20 protein-coding genes and 1 riboswitch are annotated in these 20,390 nt (G+C 47.1%); of the genes, 4 read left to right on the top strand and 16 right to left on the bottom strand.

The window, feature by feature from the left end; translation table 11 throughout:
* The first annotated feature begins 61 nt into the window (after window positions 1-61).
* The gene (locus NSQ20_RS26325) at window positions 62-1,123 is read left to right on the top strand and encodes an NAD(P)/FAD-dependent oxidoreductase (protein WP_036605751.1); all 1,062 of its coding nucleotides are present in this window, start codon (window positions 62-64) and stop codon (window positions 1,121-1,123) included.
* Here NSQ20_RS26325 and NSQ20_RS26330 read toward each other — a convergent pair.
* Complete coding sequence (locus tag NSQ20_RS26330) at window positions 1,120-1,374, bottom strand: YuzB family protein (RefSeq protein ID WP_036605750.1); 255 nt, start codon at window positions 1,372-1,374, stop codon at window positions 1,120-1,122. The genes NSQ20_RS26325 and NSQ20_RS26330 overlap by 4 nt on opposite strands.
* Window positions 1,375-1,452: 78 nt before the next feature.
* Here NSQ20_RS26330 and NSQ20_RS26335 point away from each other — a divergent pair, with 78 nt between their 5' ends.
* Window positions 1,453-1,698 (top strand): NifU family protein, encoded by a 246-nt coding sequence (locus tag NSQ20_RS26335; protein ID WP_017692412.1) that lies wholly within the window; start codon window positions 1,453-1,455, stop codon window positions 1,696-1,698.
* Between the two features lie 137 nt (window positions 1,699-1,835).
* Here NSQ20_RS26335 and NSQ20_RS26340 read toward each other — a convergent pair whose 3' ends face one another.
* Window positions 1,836-2,615 (bottom strand): SDR family oxidoreductase, encoded by a 780-nt coding sequence (locus NSQ20_RS26340; RefSeq protein ID WP_307416185.1) that lies wholly within the window; start codon window positions 2,613-2,615, stop codon window positions 1,836-1,838.
* A gap of 173 nt (window positions 2,616-2,788) precedes the next feature.
* On the opposite strand from NSQ20_RS26340, the gene NSQ20_RS26345 reads away from it, so the two are divergent.
* Window positions 2,789-3,787, top strand: coding sequence for a DUF2167 domain-containing protein (locus NSQ20_RS26345; RefSeq protein WP_340031208.1), 999 nt, complete (start codon window positions 2,789-2,791; stop codon window positions 3,785-3,787).
* A gap of 118 nt (window positions 3,788-3,905) precedes the next feature.
* Here the strand turns inward: NSQ20_RS26345 and NSQ20_RS26350 are convergent, their stop codons facing one another.
* The 6 genes from NSQ20_RS26350 to NSQ20_RS26375 form a co-directional block, all read right to left on the bottom strand.
* Window positions 3,906-4,745 (bottom strand): MetQ/NlpA family ABC transporter substrate-binding protein, encoded by an 840-nt coding sequence (locus NSQ20_RS26350; RefSeq protein WP_036673328.1) that lies wholly within the window; start codon window positions 4,743-4,745, stop codon window positions 3,906-3,908.
* A 75-nt stretch (window positions 4,746-4,820) separates the two neighbouring features.
* Window positions 4,821-5,480 carry a methionine ABC transporter permease gene (locus tag NSQ20_RS26355; RefSeq protein WP_340031210.1) on the bottom strand — a complete coding sequence of 220 codons (660 nt, stop codon included), beginning with the start codon at window positions 5,478-5,480 and terminating at the stop codon, window positions 4,821-4,823.
* Window positions 5,481-6,515 (bottom strand): methionine ABC transporter ATP-binding protein, encoded by a 1,035-nt coding sequence (locus tag NSQ20_RS26360; protein WP_101314217.1) that lies wholly within the window; start codon window positions 6,513-6,515, stop codon window positions 5,481-5,483.
* A 126-nt stretch (window positions 6,516-6,641) separates the two neighbouring features.
* Window positions 6,642-6,783: riboswitch (SAM riboswitch) on the bottom strand.
* Between the two features lie 129 nt (window positions 6,784-6,912).
* Window positions 6,913-7,629, bottom strand: a complete 717-nt coding sequence (locus NSQ20_RS26365; RefSeq protein WP_076253223.1) for a Cthe_2314 family HEPN domain-containing protein — start codon at window positions 7,627-7,629, stop codon at window positions 6,913-6,915.
* Window positions 7,630-7,792: 163 nt separating this feature from the next.
* Window positions 7,793-8,731, bottom strand: coding sequence for a heme A synthase (locus NSQ20_RS26370; protein ID WP_036605745.1), 939 nt, complete (start codon window positions 8,729-8,731; stop codon window positions 7,793-7,795).
* A gap of 519 nt (window positions 8,732-9,250) precedes the next feature.
* Window positions 9,251-9,595: a thioredoxin family protein gene (locus tag NSQ20_RS26375; protein WP_017692403.1), complete on the bottom strand. Its 345-nt coding sequence runs from the start codon at window positions 9,593-9,595 to the stop codon at window positions 9,251-9,253.
* 141 nt (window positions 9,596-9,736) lie between these two features.
* Here NSQ20_RS26375 and NSQ20_RS26380 point away from each other — a divergent pair, with 141 nt between their 5' ends.
* Entirely contained in the window at window positions 9,737-11,023 is a 1,287-nt protein-coding gene (locus tag NSQ20_RS26380; RefSeq protein WP_340031211.1) for a DUF2515 family protein, read from the top strand.
* 200 nt (window positions 11,024-11,223) lie between these two features.
* Here the strand turns inward: NSQ20_RS26380 and NSQ20_RS26385 are convergent, their stop codons facing one another.
* The 8 genes from NSQ20_RS26385 to NSQ20_RS26420 form a co-directional block, all read right to left on the bottom strand.
* Entirely contained in the window at window positions 11,224-12,852 is a 1,629-nt protein-coding gene (locus tag NSQ20_RS26385) for a polysaccharide biosynthesis protein (RefSeq protein WP_074096383.1), read from the bottom strand.
* 61 nt (window positions 12,853-12,913) lie between these two features.
* Window positions 12,914-13,354, bottom strand: coding sequence for a DUF456 domain-containing protein (locus tag NSQ20_RS26390; RefSeq protein WP_047841365.1), 441 nt, complete (start codon window positions 13,352-13,354; stop codon window positions 12,914-12,916).
* A 54-nt stretch (window positions 13,355-13,408) separates the two neighbouring features.
* A complete protein-coding gene (locus tag NSQ20_RS26395) occupies window positions 13,409-14,158 on the bottom strand; it encodes a Cof-type HAD-IIB family hydrolase (protein WP_047841303.1) in 750 nt (249 codons plus the stop codon).
* A 391-nt stretch (window positions 14,159-14,549) separates the two neighbouring features.
* Window positions 14,550-15,422, bottom strand: coding sequence for a metal ABC transporter permease (locus NSQ20_RS26400; protein ID WP_076328977.1), 873 nt, complete (start codon window positions 15,420-15,422; stop codon window positions 14,550-14,552).
* The gene (locus NSQ20_RS26405; RefSeq protein ID WP_340031212.1) at window positions 15,422-16,381 is read right to left on the bottom strand and encodes a metal ABC transporter permease; all 960 of its coding nucleotides are present in this window, start codon (window positions 16,379-16,381) and stop codon (window positions 15,422-15,424) included. The genes NSQ20_RS26400 and NSQ20_RS26405 overlap by 1 nt, the downstream gene beginning before the upstream one ends.
* A gap of 3 nt (window positions 16,382-16,384) precedes the next feature.
* The gene (locus NSQ20_RS26410) at window positions 16,385-17,206 is read right to left on the bottom strand and encodes a metal ABC transporter ATP-binding protein (protein WP_235193917.1); all 822 of its coding nucleotides are present in this window, start codon (window positions 17,204-17,206) and stop codon (window positions 16,385-16,387) included.
* Window positions 17,207-17,236: 30 nt separating this feature from the next.
* Complete coding sequence (locus NSQ20_RS26415; RefSeq protein WP_076319827.1) at window positions 17,237-18,181, bottom strand: zinc ABC transporter substrate-binding protein; 945 nt, start codon at window positions 18,179-18,181, stop codon at window positions 17,237-17,239.
* 237 nt (window positions 18,182-18,418) lie between these two features.
* A complete protein-coding gene (locus tag NSQ20_RS26420; RefSeq protein ID WP_340031213.1) occupies window positions 18,419-20,365 on the bottom strand; it encodes a penicillin-binding protein 2 in 1,947 nt (648 codons plus the stop codon).
* Window positions 20,366-20,390: the final 25 nt, after the last annotated feature.

Consider the following 20,390-nt stretch of genomic DNA (forward strand, 5'->3'; position numbering starts at 1 on the left):
TAGCTGCTCCACAGTTTACAGCCCCATTTCAGTGGGACTGATGCAGAAAGGAAGCCGAGTCATGAAAAATTTCGTCATTCTTGGAGGCGGTTATGGCGGCCTCACCATCATCAAGGAACTTCTGGAGGGTAAAATTCCATCCGATACACAAATTATTTTGGTGGACCGCAGCCCCTTTCAGGGATTAAAGACAGAATATTACGCACTCGCAGCAGGAACCGTATCTGATTATGACCTGCGTATCCAATTTCCAGTGAGCGATAAAGTCACTTACCGTTATGGAGAAGTTACTTCGATTGACCTGGAACAGCGTCAGATTGAATTTGAAGGCCAAGACCCGCTCGTGTACGACAAACTTGTCATTGGACTTGGTTGTACAGACCGTTTCCACAACACGCCAGGCGCCGAAGACTACAGCTGTACCATTCAGAGCTTTAGCAAAACACGCGAGACCTACCTGCGCCTCAATGAAGTCAAAGCCTATGGCAATGTGCATATCGTAGGTGGCGGATTAAGTGGTGTCGAGATCGCAGCCGAACTTCGTGAGAGCAGACCGGATCTGAACATCAGCATTTTGGATCGTGGTGAACGTGTATTATCTGCTTTCCCGCAACGTCTATCCGTGTATGTGCATGAATGGTTCAACGAACATCAGGTAGAGACACGCGGGCATATCGCCATTTCACGTGTTGAACCTAATGCCATCTATAACCGGGATGAACAGATTCTAACAGATGCTGTCGTATGGACTGCAGGCATTCAGCCCGTAAAAGTGGTACAGGATCTGGACGTAACCAAAGACCCTCAAGGACGTGTCGTCTTGAATGAATACTACCAAATCCCGGAATATACCGATGTGTATGTCGTTGGTGACTGTGCCAGTGTACCTTATGCACCTAGTGGTCAAGCTGCGGAAGTACAGGGTGAGCAGATCGCCCATATTCAGCATGCCCTCTGGAAAGGCGAAAAGCCCAATCCACATCCACTCAAGCTTCGTGGCACACTGGGTGCACTCGGCAAGAAATCTGGGTTTGGGCTGATGGGCAAAACGTCCATGATGGGACGTGTACCTCGTATTTTGAAAAGTGGTGTGCTCTGGATGTCCAAGCGCCATCTCGGTTAGTCGAGATCGAGCTCGTCCCAGACATCGGCTTCGGCAATTTTGGCCAGAATGGCGTTATATAGATCTTCCACTTTGTCCGTGATGACAACTTCACCATTCACCAGTGCAAAAGGAGTCATAGAACATTGGCCGCAGTTGGTGAGGCAGCCGTATTCAATCACGTCATAGTCTGGATTTTCTTCCAGTTGATCCATGACTTCATCTGTGCCAAAATGCATATTATTGGCACAAAATTCAATAATCGGTCTCATATAGGTTCACCTGCTTTGTTTGACCATTTTAATTTGTGGCCATTTGTAATATAATATAGGGGAAAGGAGTTGAAAAAAATGAGCGAAAACGCACAAAGCACCATGTATGATGAAGTAATTGATGTGCTTGACAAACTTCGTCCGTTTCTGCAACGCGATGGCGGTGACGTGGAACTGGTCGACGTGGAAGACGGCATTATTAAGCTGAAACTGGTCGGTGCCTGCGGCAGTTGCCCAAGCTCCACCATTACCTTAAAAGCCGGGATTGAACGTGCCCTTCTCGAAGAAGTTGAGGGTGTACAAGAAGTCGTACAAGTATTCTAATCAATCCTTCACGAAATAAACCTCAAGAGCCTTTCGCTTCGCATGAAGCGGAGGGCTCTTTTTTTTGTGCATATGCAGAGAGTCCATGTTCACAGTCAGCTTGACCCGTTTCCACGTACAACCCTTCAATTCACCTTTTAAGTATCCTCGCGCTGTATGGTCGGACGAATCGGATCAAGTCCTCCAGATACATCCATAATGTTGCCTGTTATAAAATCGGAATGATCAAGGCACAGATAAGTGATCACTCGCGCAATATCTTCACCGCTGCCTGGGCGCCCTCTTGGCGTTTCCTCGTCCGTTATGCCTGCCATCTCATCAATCGTTTTCTCTTTGTTAGCACCACGAATATCCCCTGGACATACCATGTTAACCGTAATGCCATAAGGAGCTTCCTCCACAGCAAGTGTCTTTGTGAACGAAACCAGACCTACCTTGGCAGCAGCATATACTGCACGATGAGGCCAAGATCTCGCTTCTCCAGCATGACTGAAGCCAAAATGGATAATGCGTCCCCATTGCTTGCGTCTCATCTCTGGCAATACACGCTGATCCAGTAACATCGGTCCCAACAGATTTCCCTGCACAAGCATCTGGACCTCAGCTTCAGAATAATCCGCAAATAATCGTCGTTCACGGACAAATGGACCCGCGTTATTCACCAAAATATCAATGCTGCCCAGGTTGCCTTCCACATGCTCAACCAATGAAGAGATATCTTCCACCTTGGATATATCAGCCTGAATGGCAATGCACCGCACACCCTTGGCTATAATCTGAGCCTTTAAAGCCTCAGCTTCTGTTCTGCTGTGTACATAGTTGAGGGCAATATGACACCCTTGATCTGCCAGACTGAGGGCCGTCATTTTACCAAGACCTTTGGCACTTCCCGTTATGAGGGCAATCTTTCCCTTCACGTTCATCCCCCTCTTCAAAGAGCAGTCACTATCCAGTATAAAAGATTTATCGTCCTGCTACAACTCGCTTATCCACAAGGGATTATCCACCTTTAATTCCAAATATATCTTGATTGAAAACAAACACCTATGGTACTGTCGAGGATATAACCCGAAAGGACCTCTACATGAATATGAAGAACAAAAGATGGATAGCATTTCTTACACTTTTAATGTTGAGTTTATTCACAATCTCTAGTGCCTTACAGGTATCAGCGGCAAGTGAGAATGAGCCAGCACCTGATGAGTACGATTGGATTACTGGACCAGCATCTGTCTCTCTGGACGGTAAGGCCACCCTGGAAGTCCCTGAAAGCCATTCCTATCTGGATAAGCCCAATACCCAACGCTCGATACTTAACAGTGATGGGAAGCCTAACGGGAATGAAATCGGAAGCCTAACCAGCAATAGCGAATTCGGCTCGTGGTATGTTGTGTTCGAGTACGTGAAGACAGGTCATATTCATGATGACGATCAAAATTTGAGTGCTGAAGAACTGTTAAGCAGTTATATCCGAGGCACAGAAGAAGAAAACAGAGAGCTTGATCCTGAATATAGAACGTACATAACGGGGTGGGAAATCGAACCGGCATATGACAGTACCAAACATCAGTTGGTTTACTCCCTTGGTTTCAAGAATGCTGTCCAGCAAACCATGGTGAATTACAATGTAAAACTCCTGACACGCGAAGGGTACATCACAGCCATTCTGGTTACAGATACGGCCAACTTTCAACAGAGCCGCCAGGCATTCGAGGAAACCGTAATTCATAAGCTTAGCATCAATGCAGGATACACCTATGAGGAGTACAATGCTTCGACTGACAAAACATCCACCATAGGGCTCAACAGTCTTCTGATGGGCGGGATCGGGTACACAGCTTCCCAGAAATTCAGTGCTCTTCTTTTGCTCAAAAAAGGATGGGCTTTGATCCTCGTTGTCGTCCTTGGGTTAATCGGTTGGATCAGATACAAGATCAAAAGCTCACACGGAGAAGAAGAAACACTCTCTCCCTCCGAGAGAACGTACCTGCAAGAAGCAGATGAGCAGCAGTATGCTGATCAGAATGAATTATCCTACTACCGCCAATCTGGGCGTCCATCCAACGCGGATAAACCGGAAAAACTCTGACTTATGTTGATCGCCACGTCAGCACAGATTAGGAAACATAAAATAAGCCGTATATCTCTTCAGAAGAGATATACGGCTTATTCTTAATAGCTTCACATCATATCATACATATCGTGAATTATTCAGTTGCAGGTTCAACTGCACCTTTATAACGTTCTTTGATGAATGTTTTCACTTCTTCGGAGTGCAAAGCAGCAGCCAGTTTTTGGATTGCATCTGCATCCTTGTTGTCCTCACGGGAAACGAGGATGTTCGCGTATGGGTTACCTTGCAGATCTTCGATCAGCAAAGCATCATTCGCCGGATTCAGGTTCGCTTCGAGCGCATAGTTAGCGTTGATGAATACCAGATCCGCTTCATCCAGTTGACGAGGCATCATGGCTGCATCCAGCTCAATGATATCCAGGTTCTTCGGATTGGCTGTGATGTCTTGAATCGTAGATGAGATATTTGTGTTGTCTTTCAGCGTGATAATGCCTTCCTTCGCAAGTAACAACAGTGCACGTCCACCATTGGATGGGTCATTTGGAATTGCTACTTTTGCGCCGTCTGCCAACTCATCCAAAGACTTAATCTTTTTGGAGTATCCACCAAAAGGTTCAACATGAACAGGTGTTACAGAAACGAGGTTGAATCCACGTTCTTTATTCTCTGTATCCAGATAAGGTTGGTGTTGGAAGAAGTTTGCATCCAATTTTTTGTCAGCAAGCTGCTGATTGGGTTGTACATAGTCGTTGAATGTAACGACTTGCAGACGAATACCTTGTGCTTCCAGTTCAGGCTTGATGCTTTCCAGAATCTCTGCATGTGGTGTAGGTGAAGCTCCAACTTTCAATTCAACCGTGCGTGGTGCACCTGCTGAATTGTCTGCGCCGCTATCGGCGTCCTTGTTGTTTCCGCAAGCTGCGAGAACCGCAATCAACATAAGACTAAGTAGAGCAAAAGACCATTTTTTCATGTGTAAAACCCCTTCTCTAATCATTTTTGTCATGTGGTGTCCGCATTATTGCATAACCATCATGTTATCTATGTGTTATTTCCTGGTGAAAAATGTAACCAAGCGATCTCCAGCCATCTGGAGAATTTGCACTAAGATGACCATAAATACAACGGAAATGATCATAATTTCATTCTGATAACGATAATACCCATAGTTGATTGCCAGCGTTCCTAGACCTCCACCGCCAACCATGCCCGCCATCGCCGTATAGGAGACAAGCGTAACAATGGTGATCGTTATACCCGCAAGCAGTCCAGGCAGTGCCTCAGGCAGTAACACCCGTCTTACAATCTGTCCGGTCGATGCACCCATCGACTGTGCCGCTTCAATGACACCCCGATCAACTTCTCGCAACGTCGTCTCCACCAAACGAGCAAAATAAGGAGCTGCTGAAATAACTAAAGGTGGTATAACACCTAACACACCTGTAGCAGTACCGACGAGTGAACGAGTGAACGGTATAAGAGCAACAATCAATATGATAAATGGGACTGAGCGCAAAATATTCACAATCAAGGACAATATAATGTACACCGTCCGTGACTTGATCGAAGCAGAACGGGCTGTCATGAACAGCAGCACTCCGAGCGGTAAACCAAAAATTACGGTGAACAAGCCTGATACACCCAAAATTTGCAGTGTCTCAATGGAGGCTTTACCAACCTCTTCCCAGCGAACTGTTGAAAAATCCATCTAACGAAGCACCTCCACATCAAGTCCCTCAGCGGTTAATTCTGATATCGTCCGATCAATCGCATTTGAATCACCCTCGAACCGAACGGTCAGCTGCCCATAAGGAACCTGTTTGATCGTAGAGATTGTTCCCTGCAGGATGGCAAAATCCACTCCTGTCTTACGTACCGTTCTGGACAAAATCGCTTCATATGTTTTGTTACCCAGAAAGGATATCTTCACAAGTTTGGAAGCAGCACCTGCCTGCAATTCAACGCCTGCATTTGCCAGAGCGGTCTCTTCCAGAGCAAGTCCAGCTTCATGGTCACGCATCATGAAGTCCCGCGTGATCGCATGCTGTGGCTTCAGGAACACGTCTGTTACAGGTCCTTGTTCCACAATGCCACCTTGATGAATGACAGCCACCTTGTCACAGATGTTCTGAATGACATGCATTTCATGTGTGATCAGCACAATCGTTAGGTTGTACTTTTCATTAATGTCGAGTAATAACTTCAGGATTGAATTTGTCGTCTGCGGATCAAGTGCCGAAGTAGCCTCATCACAGAGAAGTACATTTGGATCACTTGCAAGTGCTCTCGCAATCCCTACACGTTGTTTCTGGCCACCCGATAATTGAGCCGGATATTTGCTGCTGTGGTGCTCCAGACCAACCAGTGCAAGCATTTCCTTCACTTTGCGATCAATGGCTTCCTTGGGTGTATTCACAAGCTTTAGTGGAAAAGCTACATTGTCATATACCGTTGCCGAAGATAACAGATTAAAGTGTTGAAAAATCATTCCGATCTTGCGTCTCTGTTGCTGCAATTCGGTTTTGCTCAGTTCAGTCAGGTTAATTCCGTCAACCCATACCTCACCCTCCGTAGGCCGTTCCAGCAAATTAATACAGCGAATCAATGTGCTTTTGCCCGCTCCGGAATGGCCAATCACTCCGTAGATTTCGCCCTTTTGGATGCTCAAATTCAACTCGGATAACGCTGTTGTAGATTTTGTTCCTTTGCCGTACGTTTTCGTTAAACCTTTTAATTCAATCAATCGCACTTGCCCCTTTCCAACCACCTACATGTATCTTTACCCGATCTAAAGGAAAACTCCCCTTAAAGTACAAAAAAAGAGCCCTTTGCAGATACAAAGAGGGCTCTTCACGTGAAAGAATATACCTTCTCATCTGCCAAAATCGTGTCTTGCACCATTTTGTAGGAATTAGCACCTAACATCTATAACGAATGATACATGTATCATGTCATTACAAATCGGTTGCCGGGCTTCATCGGGCCTGTCCCTCCGCCGCTCTCGATAAGAAATATGTTGTTGTAGGATTTTATAAGTTCATGTAGTTTATGCTTTATAATGTGAACGTAACTTCCAAAAAATCAGTTATATCCGTGTAACATTCGATTGAAACTCAGTATATTCCAAGTATTCCGATTTGTCAAAGGGAATTATTTCTTTTCCATATTTTATTGATATAACTATAAGAGGCTGTTAACGTTTCACAGACCATATCGACACCCTGACGCATTTCCTGCACATGCTGATTCAGATCCTCCAATTTCACTTTACCTTGCAAGGTCTGGTGTAACTGCCACAGGTCATCGTGCATTTCTGAGTTCATGTAGTGAATTTCCATATTACGTCGTTTGCGCAGCTTGCTCATCGGCTCACGATAAGAGTCCTTGATCTGTATTAATTGCAACGCAAGATCATGATGTTCCCTCGCATAGTCGAACTGCCTTAACATTGTGAAATAAGAAAAATGCGCTTTGGTATTTGAAGTATTCAACTGGAATATTTCATTTAATACCGTGCCGACTTTATCCAGAATGGCAAAGCAGCGGATAAAGCCATCTTTGTAGAAATACACATACCGTGCATACTCGGCTTTTTCAGTCGGCGTCATATCATCCGTTGATCCTGCAACGACCTTTTTACGAAAATGAGCAGCAGCGAAACAGCTTTGCTCCAGTTCATCCAGTGAGGAGATGAGTCCCTGAGTCCACACATACAGTTTCCGATAGTCATGCGTGGGATCATGGTCCACATGCATTTGTCGTTGAAATAGCTCAAGCGTATGCGCCATTGCGTCCATCGCTGCCTTCAATTTACCTTCGTTTATACGTGGCTTTTCCCCCAACAACGTTCGCAGCATATCTAACCTCCTCTTTTCCAAATCAACAAGAATTCATCACCGTAAACGAAACATCATTCATTCCGTGTAATTGCTGCTTGCCATAGGTTGCCCTGATCCCTCTGACATCAAACAAAGTCCACCTGTCCAATGATGTACATCACTGGATGGTGGACTTTCATATTTAAAAACGATTAGCCGGGCGATGTAGCTTGTACACCAGGAAACTCATATACGTTAAGACTCCGAACAATATGGCGATATCCAGCATATGAGCAAGAGCTACGAACATGTATACTTCCGGACGGTTCATTGTCACCATCATGAAAATACCAATTACTACTTGCATCAGAATAAGAACAACGGATACCACGCCAAGGGTACGCATTTCCTTGTTGTCCGGATGATTACGGTAAGCGAAGTGACCCAGAATCGCGATAACAATCACGAGCGACGCAGCTGCTGCACGGTGAGCAAAAGCAACCGCTACCCCACCCGAAAGCTCAGGAATAATCTGACCGTTACAAAGCGGAAATCCAGAACATCCGCCGGCAGAATCCGTGTGACTCACAAATGCACCTGTGTATACCACGAGATATGTGTAAATGGTGGAGAACCAGACCAGATTCCTGAATTTTTTGCTAACCCGAGGGTATTTATTCAGGCGCTCCAATCCGCCATCTTTGGCCTCCTGCCTTATGCCCAGCGCCATCATTAGAGAACTGGCAAAAGCAATCAGTGCAAAACCAAAATGCAGTGCCATGACTGCTGAAGATTGGGAGAAGACAACGGCAAAAGCCCCCATGATTCCCTGGACGATAACAAATACCAGAGTTAAGAAAGAAAACAATTGCAGGTCACGGCGTGACTTGCCAAACCGCAGAAAAGCAACAAACGAGGCAATGGACAACAGTCCAGCCAGTGCACTTACAGCGCGATGGGAATATTCAATGAGTGAAGCCACAGTATGTGCGGGAACGAGTTTTCCGTTACATAAAGGCCATTCTGTTCCGCAGCCAAGGCCTGATTCCGTTTTGGTTACGATGCCTCCACCAAAAGTGGCCAGAAACATGACAAGACAGGTTAATACGGTTAACCATTTAAACAAAGTTAAGTGTTTCAATTTTTTCTCACCCGCTGTTGGTTTAAGATGGCGAAGAATATTCTCCGCTTGTTTCGGTACTTTGACACTTATTTCACAACTAAATTCATTATACCGGATAAAATGTTCATTGACGTCGCGCTTTGTGACAAAATGTTAACGTCTGGTGAAATAATGACCCGAAGGTCATTGAGGATATGTACAGAAACGTTTCTTACATAGAACGTGTCGAACACACAAACGCCATTTCCCTATTTCAAGAGAAATGGCGTTCTTTTTATTATACCCTTTTACAACATGAACCTGTCATACTTTTATATAAGTTCAATGAAACATTTACACAATAACGGAGAGGAAAGAAATAGCCTGAAGAAGCGGAGCTAAAAGCTTTCTGAAAGAAAGCTGCATCGGAAGCATATGCTTCGCCTTTATCCCCGGATTTCCCCTTTATAAAAGGGATCAAAGAAATCTGGGGATAACAGCGATCAAAAGGTTATTCTGTCATCGGAGTGCCTGTGTAAAAGTTGAGCTTGTATAACATTATTTATGAATCGTGTTGTACACCTCAACTGCGCGATCCAGGAACTGCTCAATCTCTTCTCTCGACTTGCGCAGCTTGTTCACATACCGTACGAGTTCGCGGCCATCTGTATACGCCACAAAGCTTGGAATGCCAAGAATATTCTGCTCTTCACTAACGGTTCCAACCTGATCCACGTCGACCTCAATTAAGGTCAGTTCACGTGCATATTTCTCTTCAACCTCAGGCATAAACGGATCGATGTATTTGCAGTCACCACACCAGTCTGCCTTGAATACGGCAATCGTCAAACGTGGGGATTGGATGGCTACATCAAAAGCCGGTTTGGAAGTAATCTGTTCCATTCGGTTCATCTCCCTTTCTGTACCTTGTCTTACCCTAAGTGAAGCAAATTGGCGAGTGGAAGTCAAATAATCAGCGCATACTTAGAATAACCACATGGTCTGTGAAATTAAACCCAGAACATCATGAAAGGATGTCACATCATGACTTCCACCAGAACCGATTCTTCCAGCGAACAACATCACGGGTCCCTCCTGCAGATGGTCCGTTCCATTCCGGGTGCTGCCCGGGAAATCTGGCGTGGCAAACAGGCTGCATGGCTAGCTTCTGCACAGCTTCGTCACCCTTTGCGTGACATCGAGTGGGATACAGATACGGCAGCTGCCTTACAGTCTGAGGTGGAGCGTTTGTTACCTGCCAGCAACAAATCTTTTGCACGCACGGACCAGGTTCAAAGCGCACTCGTCTGCGAAGAAGATTGCATCATTCTGGAAGAGATTAAGACACTGACTCAGGAGCACAATCGGAGTAATATCACCCGCACGGCAGCCTATCTGGAATGTTATGAGCAATATCCCGAACTGCATTGGGCACTACTGGCCCATATGGTCTCTCGCAACGGCGGATATCACATGACAGATCTTCAGAGTGACTTAATGCATAATCTACAGAATCAAAGCGATCGCGAGCATATGTATCGGCTGCTGGAGCGGTGCAATGCACTCATTTTCCAGGATGCATATCCACAGCTTCTGCTGTATATGAACAGTCGCCGGATCGGACGTAGCTGTTTCCATCTCTTGTCGCACTTTCACGTATCGGCGTTTATGACGCCGTTTTGGGAACGCTTTTGGCTGGAACGATGCAGTTCACTGCTAAGTGTGGCATTAATTATTAATGAGCAGAACTATATCGAGAGCCGGGTGGTGCAGCATCCTTATTTTCAAAAAGAAGTACTTTCCAAACCCGCATTCCATCTGCATAATCTGGCCGGTCTGAATCATATCGTCTTTCCTCTTGGACAGGGAGCAGGACTCGCAGGACGCGTCATTGAACATTTTGGCAAACTGGATGAGCGAATCATGTTTGGTAAAGGCCTATATGCACTATTGTTTGGCGTGGAGAAAGTACACACACAAGTGTTGGAGTTCGCACGCTTGGTTCCCCATCGTGGCTCGCGCGCTGAATATTGGCCTGGGCTGTTTACCAATCGTGAAGACGAGGCAGGGGAACATACACTTTATGCTCAGGAGCTAATGGATGAAGAATGGCTTCCAGAAGGGCAACGATTATATAGTCCGGAACTGCTCTCCGTATGGGGGGACACGCCTTATGAACCGATTACCAGACAGGACTGGCTTCAGACTCGGGATTGTCTCGGTTATCTGACGGCACCGCGTCGCCCATGGCTGTTTGAGATGAGTCACGAACACCGGTATGGCATGCTGAAAACAGCACTGGCTCATGATGCGAGAGCCATCACACACTAATGTTGAAGACTATATAGAGCAGGCAAAGACGGATGATGTGATATCCGATGTACCGCTAATCCTCGCTTGCTGGGCTAATGTCGAGTTCAGTCGCTCAGCTCTCCTTAGCTAAACAAAAAGCCCTGTCCGCTTCAATAGCAGACAGAGCTTGTATCCTATTTTCACAAAATATTGGAGCATGGATGATGCTCCTTGCATGTTTAACCTCTTTGCCCAGCTCCACGTTGAAGACGCATAAGTGGACGAAGAATTTTTTGCAGAATACGGGGGTAACTGCCCAGCTCGTCCTTGCGCAGTACACGCAGCACAACCATGAGAACCAGATACACCACCACAACAAGCACACCAACCACAAGGCAGGTAAGCAAGAAGGATACACGCGCTGGCAGGAACAGTCCAAAGATCGTATTCCCAATCCAGTTCGTTGCAAATCCTACACCTGCTGCAAGCAACACTGTAATGATAAATCCTTTCCAACGATCTCCCATGATGGAGAAATCAACGATTTTACGAAGGACCCGCAGATTCAGGTACGTGATGACCAAGAAGCAGAGGGCCGTTGCAATAATGATGCCGTAAATGCCGAAGATCGGCGCCAGAATCAGACTTGCGATCAGTTTGATCACAACACCTGCTGCGACACTGATCATCGTAATCCGCGGTTTCCCTACCCCTAGTAAAATAGAGTTGGTGGTCATCATCGTAATCTGGAAAATGGTACCGAATGTTAACAAGGCAATGATCGGCGTTCCATCCAGATTGGTAAACAGCAATCCGTTGACCGAATACGCTGCCGCACAAAGTGCAATGACAATCGGCATACCAGTCAGAATCGAAATGCGCAAGGCAAGTGTAACCTGACTTTTCAGATGCGCTTCATCCTTGCGGGCAAATGCTGCCGATATGACAGGCACCAATGATTGACTCAAAGCGATAGCAAGAATCGGAGGAATACCCGCAATACTTTGGGCTTTCGCACCCAGGATCGCAAGTACACCAGTCGCTTCTTCGAGTCCGATCTGGCCACTAAGCAGTGGTACCACAAGGGATGAATCGATGAAGTTAATGGCTGGAACCGCAAGTGAAGACAGCACAATTGGAATAGACAGCTTAAAGATATCACTGTAGATACCTCGCATCGGTAACTGCTCTGCACGCTCGTAATTCAATTGGGCCGCACGGTCGCTACGACGTAGCTTCAAGGTGAAGTACAGCATGACACCGAAGGCACCCACACTTCCTAATACCCCACCAAATGAAGCACCTGCAGCAATCGTCTGGTCATCATAATTCCATTGTAGCATGACATAAGCCACGATAATGGCTGTACCTACACGGGCGAACTGTTCAACAATCTGTGAAATACCACCCGCTGTCATGTTGCCGCGTCCTTGGAAATATCCACGCATCATCGCAATAGCCGGGAAAAGTAGTAACGCTGGAGCCAAGGCGCGAATGGCGCTGACCGACTCCGGTACTTTGGACACATACGTAGCATAATAAGGTGCCGCGAACCACAACAAAGCAGACATGACTACCCCGGCCACAGCGGCAAAGATCAGGGCTGCACGGTAGATCTGTTGGGCTTCACTCGCGCGTCCGAGCGCATAGCGTTCCGATACCATCTTACTAAGTGTACTCGGTATGCCCGCCGTTGCTACAGTTAACAGCATTAAATATACCGTATTGGAGATGGTAAACGATGCGTTACCGATATCGCCGAGGATATGCTCCAGCGGCACCCGTTGAACCAATCCGAGTACTCTTGCGATCAGTGCAGCGGCCGCCAGTATGAGCGTACCCCTAATGAATGTTTCTTTCTTAGACAAACGAATTCCCCTTCTTTCCTCCACACCGGACGTGCATCCCGTTGAAGCTAATCCTGAACGTTTAGGCGAATCTTACCACCCAGATAATAAAGAGAACAATCATGACGATTTGCAAAATAATTTTCATCACAGTACTCGTAAATAGCCCCACAACGGAACCAAATCCAACTTTCGACGCTTTGGAAGGTGAAGACCCTCCGATCAGTTCCCCGATAAATGCACCGATAAATGGTCCCAGCACCAGTCCAAATGCCGGAATGACAAATGGGCCAATGATAACACCAATGGTACTCAGCGTTGTTGATAACTTGGAGCCACCGAACTTCTTCACGCCCCATGCACTGACGACATAATCAGCCACAAACAACACAACAACAATCAGAATCTGAATGATCCAGAACCACACACCAAACGGATCAAAGCTGAAGAACCAGCCGTAGACCAGAAACGCGAAGAAAATCGCTACAGCACCAGGCAGTATGGGATATACCGTTCCAGCCATCCCCACTGCAAACAGCAGCACAATTAAAATCCAGGCAACGGTTGCGAGCAAAGGTTACTCCCCCTTCAAAATATGTTCACGGATCACTTCGACGATGCCGTCTTCATTGTTACTCGCTACGATCAGATCAGCCGCTTCCTTCACCTGCTCCTGCGCATTACCCATCGCTACACCAAGACCCACGGCCTCAATGACAGCCAGATCATTCAAACTGTCTCCGACAGCAACAACTTCGGACATCTCGATGCCCAGCAGCTTGCAGACTTCAGCTACACCACTGGCTTTGGATACGCCGGCAGGGTTGATCTCAATATTAACGGGTGAGGAGTTGGTCATTTGCAGACCGCCCATTTGTTGCAGTTCCATCATGATCTGGTGACGCACTTCATCCACTTCCGTATTGAAACCGAATTTCAACCATTCCAGACCTTCAATATTGTCCGTCCAGCGGTCACGATTGAAGAGTTCTTCCACGGAGTATGCCCAGTACCAGCTGTTATATTTCTCACCAATTTCCTGCATTTTGCGAATCAATGCCGGGTCCATCAGATGACGCATATGCAGATCATGCGGTGCTTTCCAGACCTCACTGCCGTTAACGGTAACCATCGGTGTCTCCAGCCCAAGCTGGACCGCATAAGGCATCGCGTGGAATACCGCTCTTCCCGTAGAAAGGCACACATGTACACCCCGACGAATGGCAATTTGAATCCACTTGGCGGTCTCCTGTGTAATTTCATGATTATCGTTAAGTAATGTTCCATCCATATCCAATGCAAGCAATTTGTATTTCAGTTCACTCATACAGTATTTCCTCCTAGGTTGTCTCTCTCCAAATTGAACTCATGGATATCCATTCAGGCACTACGCGGGCCCTTTCCGTTCCACAATGGTTCTCCAGTTCAACTTAAAGGTTCTCTTTATCTATTTTAAACATTCTTTCACAACAAGATCGCCCGGCATCCGTAAAACGGACGCTCCGGACGTCACAGCTAACGACATTTTACCACAGATCATCTGTATGCAACAAAATAACCCGTAATCGGCAGGATGACGCTACATTATCATTTATATTGCATATGTTATATCCGGTTGCCCTTGTAAAAGTAATACGATCAGATACGCAAAAACCGCCTGCGATGCAGACGGCTTCTTAAAATTTTGTTTATTCACCTGTTATCTACTTAAACTTCCATTACCTTGCCGCGAATTTGCGACGAGCGTAACGGAATACGATGCCATGTTTCGGTGACAGCAGCAGTGCAAGAACAAACAGAATTCCAGCAACAGCTACCATACAGCCCGCAATGGAAGCATCCAGGGCGTATGCCATGATGTAACCTCCAACCGAGGATGCTGCTCCGATTAGGACGGCATACAGAATCATTTTGCCCAGACGATCAGTGAGAAGGTAAGCCGCCGCCGCAGGTACAATCAGCATGCCCACAACGAGAATCGAACCAACACTTTCAAATGAAGCTACGGACGTCATCGAAACGAGTCCCATGAGCAGATAGTGGAACAGCACTACTGGAATGCCGCAGGCCGCAGCCAGCGCCGGATCGAAGGCACATAACTTGAACTGTTTGTAGAACAGCCCAATAACGACGAGGATGACTAGCAAAGTGATACCCAGCATCCAGACCGCCCTCGGCCCGACATCCGTACCTCCAAGGGTTAGCGTATCCCACTGTACATAAGCGATCTCACCGAACAAAACACAGTCCAGATCCAGATCAATATGCTGGGCGTTCAGACTAATCAGAATGACACCTACTGCGAAGAGTGCTGTAAACACAATTCCGATCGAGGCATCAGACGAGAGTCCACCCGCCTGCAAACTCTGTATGAAGAACACCGTCAGTAGTCCAAACACCGTTGCACCAAGTAGCATCCATAATGAATCTCTGGAACCGCTCCACAGGAAAGCAATCGCAATACCGGGGAGAACCGCATGGCTGATCGCATCACCGACCAGAGCCATTCGCCGCAGAATCAGAAAACAACCGAGGATGGCGCAGGCGGAAGAAACCAATACGGCCGTTAAGATAATCCAAAACGTTGCCATTATATCTCCCCCCGTTCCTGCTGATTTCGCTGTGTGGCGAGAGTCTGGAGTGTAGCCCGCTCTTCACGCATATACGCCGATTTTGCCTGAATACTACGCAAACGTCGAGCTAATAATCCACGACGCGGAGCCAGCAAGGCTGACCCGGCAAACAACACCGTAGCCGCAAGAACGGTTACAGGTCCTGTCGGCAGATTAGGTACAAGCGTACTGAAGATAGTCCCTGTTGCACCACTCAATGCACCAAATATGCCAGCCAATACCACCATCAGTGCGAGTGAGTCGGTCCAGCAACGTGCCGCTGCTGCTGGGGTTACCAGCAAGGCTGCAACAAGTACCACACCAACAGCCTGAATTCCGGCAACCACCGCGATCACCGTTAAGAGCAGGATAAGCTGCTCTAACATGGCAACTGGCAGTCCCATACCACGTGCAAATCCCGGGTCAAAACTCACCAGTTTGAATTCCTTGAACCAGGCAAGACAGGCAATCAGTAATACGAGACATACGCCACCCATGACATACACATCCGTCATGACCATAGATGCCGCCTGCCCAAACAAATATTTATCGAGTCCGCTTTGACTTCCGCTCGCCCCATGCTGGATGCGCGTCAGCATCACTACCCCAACCCCGAAAAATACGGTCAGCACAATTCCCATCGCCGCATCCTGCTTGATTCGGGAGTAGCGCGTAATCCACGAGATTCCGAAGGTAGCGACAATGCCAGCCACCAGAGCACCGAACAGGAACAATCCGACCGACTTCGTTTCCGTCAACATAAATGCAATACAGATCCCAGGCAGAGCAGCATGAGCAAGGGTGTCCCCCATCAGGCTCTGTTTACGAAGAAAGGTGAAGGAGCCAATAATTCCGCTACTGAATCCTAACAACAGACAGCCAAGCAATATCCAACGTGTATTGGGGTCAGATAAGATGGCAACGATCCAGTTCCACATGCACTACACCTGGCCTTTCTCCGTCCGGCTTCCGATCATCGCAATCCGGCCTCCGTACGTCTCTTGCAGTGTATCCGGTACAAATACTTCACTTGTCGGCCCACCTGCCACCAGTCGTCCATTGAGCAGCAGCACATGGTCGAAGTATTCCTCGACTGTCGCCAGATCATGGTGAACAACCAGTACGGTCTTGCCTTGTTTCTTCAACTGTTCCAAAAGCGAAATGATCGCTTTCTCTGTGGTGGCATCCACACCTGCAAATGGCTCATCCATGAAATACAAATCTGCGTCTTGCACGAGTGCCCGCGCCAGAAAGACACGTTGCTGCTGTCCACCGGACAACTGACTGATCTGGCGGTACATGTAATCACCCATGCCGACTTGCTCAAGGCAGTGTGCCGCCAGGTCTCGCTCCTTTTTCCCCGGACGACGGAACCAGCCTAGATGACCATACCGTCCCATCATCACCACATCGAGTGCATGCGTTGGAAAATCCCAGTCCACCGATTCCCGTTGGGGCACATAACCGATGCGGCGACGTTGTTCCCTGTACGATTGACCGAAGATCCGTACCTCTCCATGCATCTTCGGTACCAGTCCCAGAACAGCTTTGATCAGGGTCGATTTCCCCGCACCATTCGGTCCGAGGATTCCGATGAGTTGTCCTTCTGGGATATCGAAGGATACGCTGCTAAGCACCGGCTTTTTGTGATACGCAACAGCCAGATCCCTCACACTAAGAGGAGCCGATGTTGGCTGCGTTCCCTGCAAGTGACTGTTGTTCAGTTTCGTAGGAGTTTGTTTCAATAAAGTTGTATCTTCCATAATCCTGTACTCCTCTCTTCATGTGATTCATTATTTCAGTGCTTCTACAATCGTCTCAACATTGTGGCGAATCATACCGATGTATGTGCCTTCTTCCGTTCCCTCAGCCCCCATGGCATCCGAGAACAGTTCTCCGCCAATGCTGACCGTATGTCCTTTTTGAGCTGCTCCGGCAATGATGGCTTCCATCGCTTTTGCAGGCACACTCGATTCAACAAATACTGCTTTGATATGGTTATCTACGAGATAATCCCGCAGTTCGCTAACATCTTTTGCTCCGTATTCGGCTGCAGTACTGATGCCCTGAAGCCCCATCACTTTCATGCCATAAGCCTGACCGAAATATCCAAATGCATCATGCGCCGTAACCAATACCCGGCTTGCTTCCGGAATCTCCAGAATCTTCTCACGCACCTCTGCATCCAGTGCTTCGAGCTTCGCCAGATACGCCTCTGCCTGAGCCTTGTACTCTTCTGCATGGTCCGGGTCCGCCTCCACGAGCGTATCGCGTACGGCTTCTGCCGCATGCATCCAGTGGCTGACGTTAAACCAGACGTGTGGATCATATTCGGTGCCGCCTGTATCTTTGCCTGAGTGTAACTCCTCGACTGGAATAGTCTCTGTAACAGCAGTAACCAGCTTGCTTGAGGACATTTTCTCCAAAATGTCTGTCATTTTGCCTTCAAGATGCAGTCCATTATAGAAAATGACTTTTGCTTGTTCCAGCTTGCGAATATCACCTTGGGATGCCTTGTACAAGTGGGGATCAACGCCCGGGCCCATTAGCCCGGTAACATCAACATATGCCCCGCCTACCTCACGTGCTACGTCAGCGATCATTCCTGTTGTAGCGGTTACTTGTAGCTTGCCATCACTGCTTGTCTCTGCATCACTGGAACATGCCGTAAGTACAACAACCAGAACCAGAGCCGCTAGCGTAATGACCCCCCTCTGAATACTCCTCATTTTCACCATTAACAATTCAACCGACCCCTTTCCCTTTCCTAAAATACTTGTCTACATCTAATTTTGTTGTACAAGGTATTAAATTTTAATCAAGACTAATAATGTTTCCCTTGTGCAAATTTTATCCGAAGCCAAAAAAAAAGGCAAGGGATTATTTCCCCTGCCTGTCCAAATTCATATGTTGTTCACTTCATTAACCTGTTAGATGTGATGTAAAAGCGCTACATCTGCCTCGTTTCTTTTACATTACTCTTTGTCTTTCCCTTTGTCTTTCTTACCTTTCGGCGTTCCATCGAGACCATACACTTCATCATATGCATCGAAGATTTTCCGTGCTATTGGTGAAGCACTGACTGACCCGAATCCACCTTCAGGTACAACAACGGCGACAGCAAGCTTCGGATTATCTCGTGGTGCAAAGGCAATAAATACACCATTCTCTTTTTTGTTCGGTCCGGTTCCCTGCTCTGATGTTCCTGTTTTCCGAGCATAATCGTAAGGGAAACCGTCAAATGCACTTACTTTGGTAACCATTCCTTTGTGCACTTCATTCCAGTGCGCATCGGCAAAATCAACTTCATTAAGCACCTTAGGTTTGATCTCTTTCACCACATTGCCGTCCGCGTCACGTATTTCCTTCACCAGATGTGGTTCCATCCGCTTGCCCTTATTGGCAAGCATGGTGGTATATTGTGCGAGTTGCATCGTAGTGTACTTGGCTTGTTGCCCAAATGAGGCAAATGCCAAACGTGTTAGAGCTGATTCGTCTTTATTAGTATATTCTAGCCTACCCAGAAATTCGTTAGGCAGATCTACACCAGTGGACACACCCAAGCCAAATTCCTTCATGTGTTTGTCCCAGATATCAATTCCTTCCGAGCCATATTTGCTTAACAAACGTTTACCTACCATATCGATCATAAACGCATTGGAGGATTTCTCGATCGCTCTTCTCGCCGTGATAGAACCATTATACGCAGAATGTGAGTTCTTCACTTGTCGTCCGTCTTTCCCCAAGATAGCATATCCCTGATCGTGATAAGTCTGTCCTGCTGTAAATAATCCCTCTTTCAATCCAATCAGCACACTTAGCGGCTTGATTACTGATCCAAGAAGTATAACGGATTCCGCGCGACTAGGCTTGGCATCATTCGGTGGGAACGACTCGGTGGTTCCATTCCGGAACACATATTTGATTTTGTCATAATCCCAATCGTTCGGATCATAATCCGGCATACTCGCCATAGCCACCACATTCCCCGTATCCACTTCCATGGCTACTGCGTATCCGGTAATTGCCTTAGGGAGTCTGCGCAATTCGTCCGTTATTGCTTCTTGTGCGGCCATCTGAATTTCCTTGTTAATGGTGGAGACCAGACTGTAGCCTTTCTCCGGTGGTGTTTGTAACATCGTCCCATCTGGCAGATTACGTGCGTCAATATCAATGGACTGATATCCGCTTCGTCCACGGAGTTCTTCCTGGTATTGAAGCTCCAGCCCATCGAAGCCAACCTTTTCTTCTTCATGGTACACAAGACCAGGATCACGCTGGGTACTTGCCCCCTCACGGATGGCCTTATATTTGGCAATGGAATCTGGTGCTCGCTTGAACTCTCTTGTGTAACCCACAACCTGAACGGCTACACCATCCGGGTCATATTTTCTTATGTTTTCTTCCAGCACCATAACGCCCGGATAATCTGCTTTTTTCTCCATGAAAAAAGCAATTTCTTTGGTCGATAGATCCGATTTCACAAGCCTCGGCACATACCCAAACGTTTTCTGGTAATCCAGATCCAATCGTTTGATGATCTCTTCCCCGTCCGGCTGCTCTTTGTCCCCTGGATTAAACTGCTTAAACACAGCCGCCAGATCATGAGCCAGTTCCTCTGCTTCCTGTCTACGTTCATCATTCCGATAATCCTCATATAACAGCACATAGAGGGACTGTACAGGTTCGGAATAAGCCAGCGCGACTTTCCCTGTCGCATCATAAATGGGACCACGAACAGGTGCGAGTGGAATGTCTTTGGTATTACGACTCGTTTCCATATACGTCAGTTCAGGACCCTCCACAAATTGCACAAAGGCTAATCTGAAAATAAGGATACTGAATATGACAAATGCCGCGAAAAAAAACAGATTCAGCCTTGCGGTGGAAGGCTTGTTGACGGGTGTATCTTCCTCAGTCATGGGTTTCTTCCTCAATCGGTTAAAC

Origin of the sequence: Paenibacillus sp. FSL K6-1122, from assembly GCF_037977015.1 — a bacterium.
GTDB lineage: Bacteria > Bacillota > Bacilli > Paenibacillales > Paenibacillaceae > Paenibacillus > Paenibacillus amylolyticus.

Excerpts from the sequence above, each read along its gene's own strand:
- NSQ20_RS26325 (WP_036605751.1), top strand. The coding sequence starts at position 62 with ATGAAAAATTTCGTCATTCTTGGAGGCGGTTATGGCGGCCTCACCATC.
- NSQ20_RS26330 (WP_036605750.1), bottom strand. The coding sequence starts at position 1,374 with ATGAGACCGATTATTGAATTTTGTGCCAATAATATGCATTTTGGCACA.
- NSQ20_RS26335 (WP_017692412.1), top strand. The coding sequence starts at position 1,453 with ATGAGCGAAAACGCACAAAGCACCATGTATGATGAAGTAATTGATGTG.
- NSQ20_RS26345 (WP_340031208.1), top strand. The coding sequence starts at position 2,789 with ATGAAGAACAAAAGATGGATAGCATTTCTTACACTTTTAATGTTGAGT.
- NSQ20_RS26350 (WP_036673328.1), bottom strand. The coding sequence starts at position 4,745 with ATGAAAAAATGGTCTTTTGCTCTACTTAGTCTTATGTTGATTGCGGTT.
- NSQ20_RS26355 (WP_340031210.1), bottom strand. The coding sequence starts at position 5,480 with ATGGATTTTTCAACAGTTCGCTGGGAAGAGGTTGGTAAAGCCTCCATT.
- NSQ20_RS26365 (WP_076253223.1), bottom strand. The coding sequence starts at position 7,629 with ATGCTGCGAACGTTGTTGGGGGAAAAGCCACGTATAAACGAAGGTAAA.
- NSQ20_RS26375 (WP_017692403.1), bottom strand. The coding sequence starts at position 9,595 with ATGGAACAGATTACTTCCAAACCGGCTTTTGATGTAGCCATCCAATCC.
- NSQ20_RS26380 (WP_340031211.1), top strand. The coding sequence starts at position 9,737 with ATGACTTCCACCAGAACCGATTCTTCCAGCGAACAACATCACGGGTCC.
- NSQ20_RS26390 (WP_047841365.1), bottom strand. The coding sequence starts at position 13,354 with ATGGCTGGAACGGTATATCCCATACTGCCTGGTGCTGTAGCGATTTTC.
- NSQ20_RS26395 (WP_047841303.1), bottom strand. The coding sequence starts at position 14,158 with ATGAGTGAACTGAAATACAAATTGCTTGCATTGGATATGGATGGAACA.
- NSQ20_RS26400 (WP_076328977.1), bottom strand. The coding sequence starts at position 15,422 with ATGGCAACGTTTTGGATTATCTTAACGGCCGTATTGGTTTCTTCCGCC.
- NSQ20_RS26405 (WP_340031212.1), bottom strand. The coding sequence starts at position 16,381 with ATGTGGAACTGGATCGTTGCCATCTTATCTGACCCCAATACACGTTGG.
- NSQ20_RS26410 (WP_235193917.1), bottom strand. The coding sequence starts at position 17,206 with ATGGAAGATACAACTTTATTGAAACAAACTCCTACGAAACTGAACAAC.
- NSQ20_RS26415 (WP_076319827.1), bottom strand. The coding sequence starts at position 18,181 with ATGGTGAAAATGAGGAGTATTCAGAGGGGGGTCATTACGCTAGCGGCT.
- NSQ20_RS26420 (WP_340031213.1), bottom strand. The coding sequence starts at position 20,365 with ATGACTGAGGAAGATACACCCGTCAACAAGCCTTCCACCGCAAGGCTG.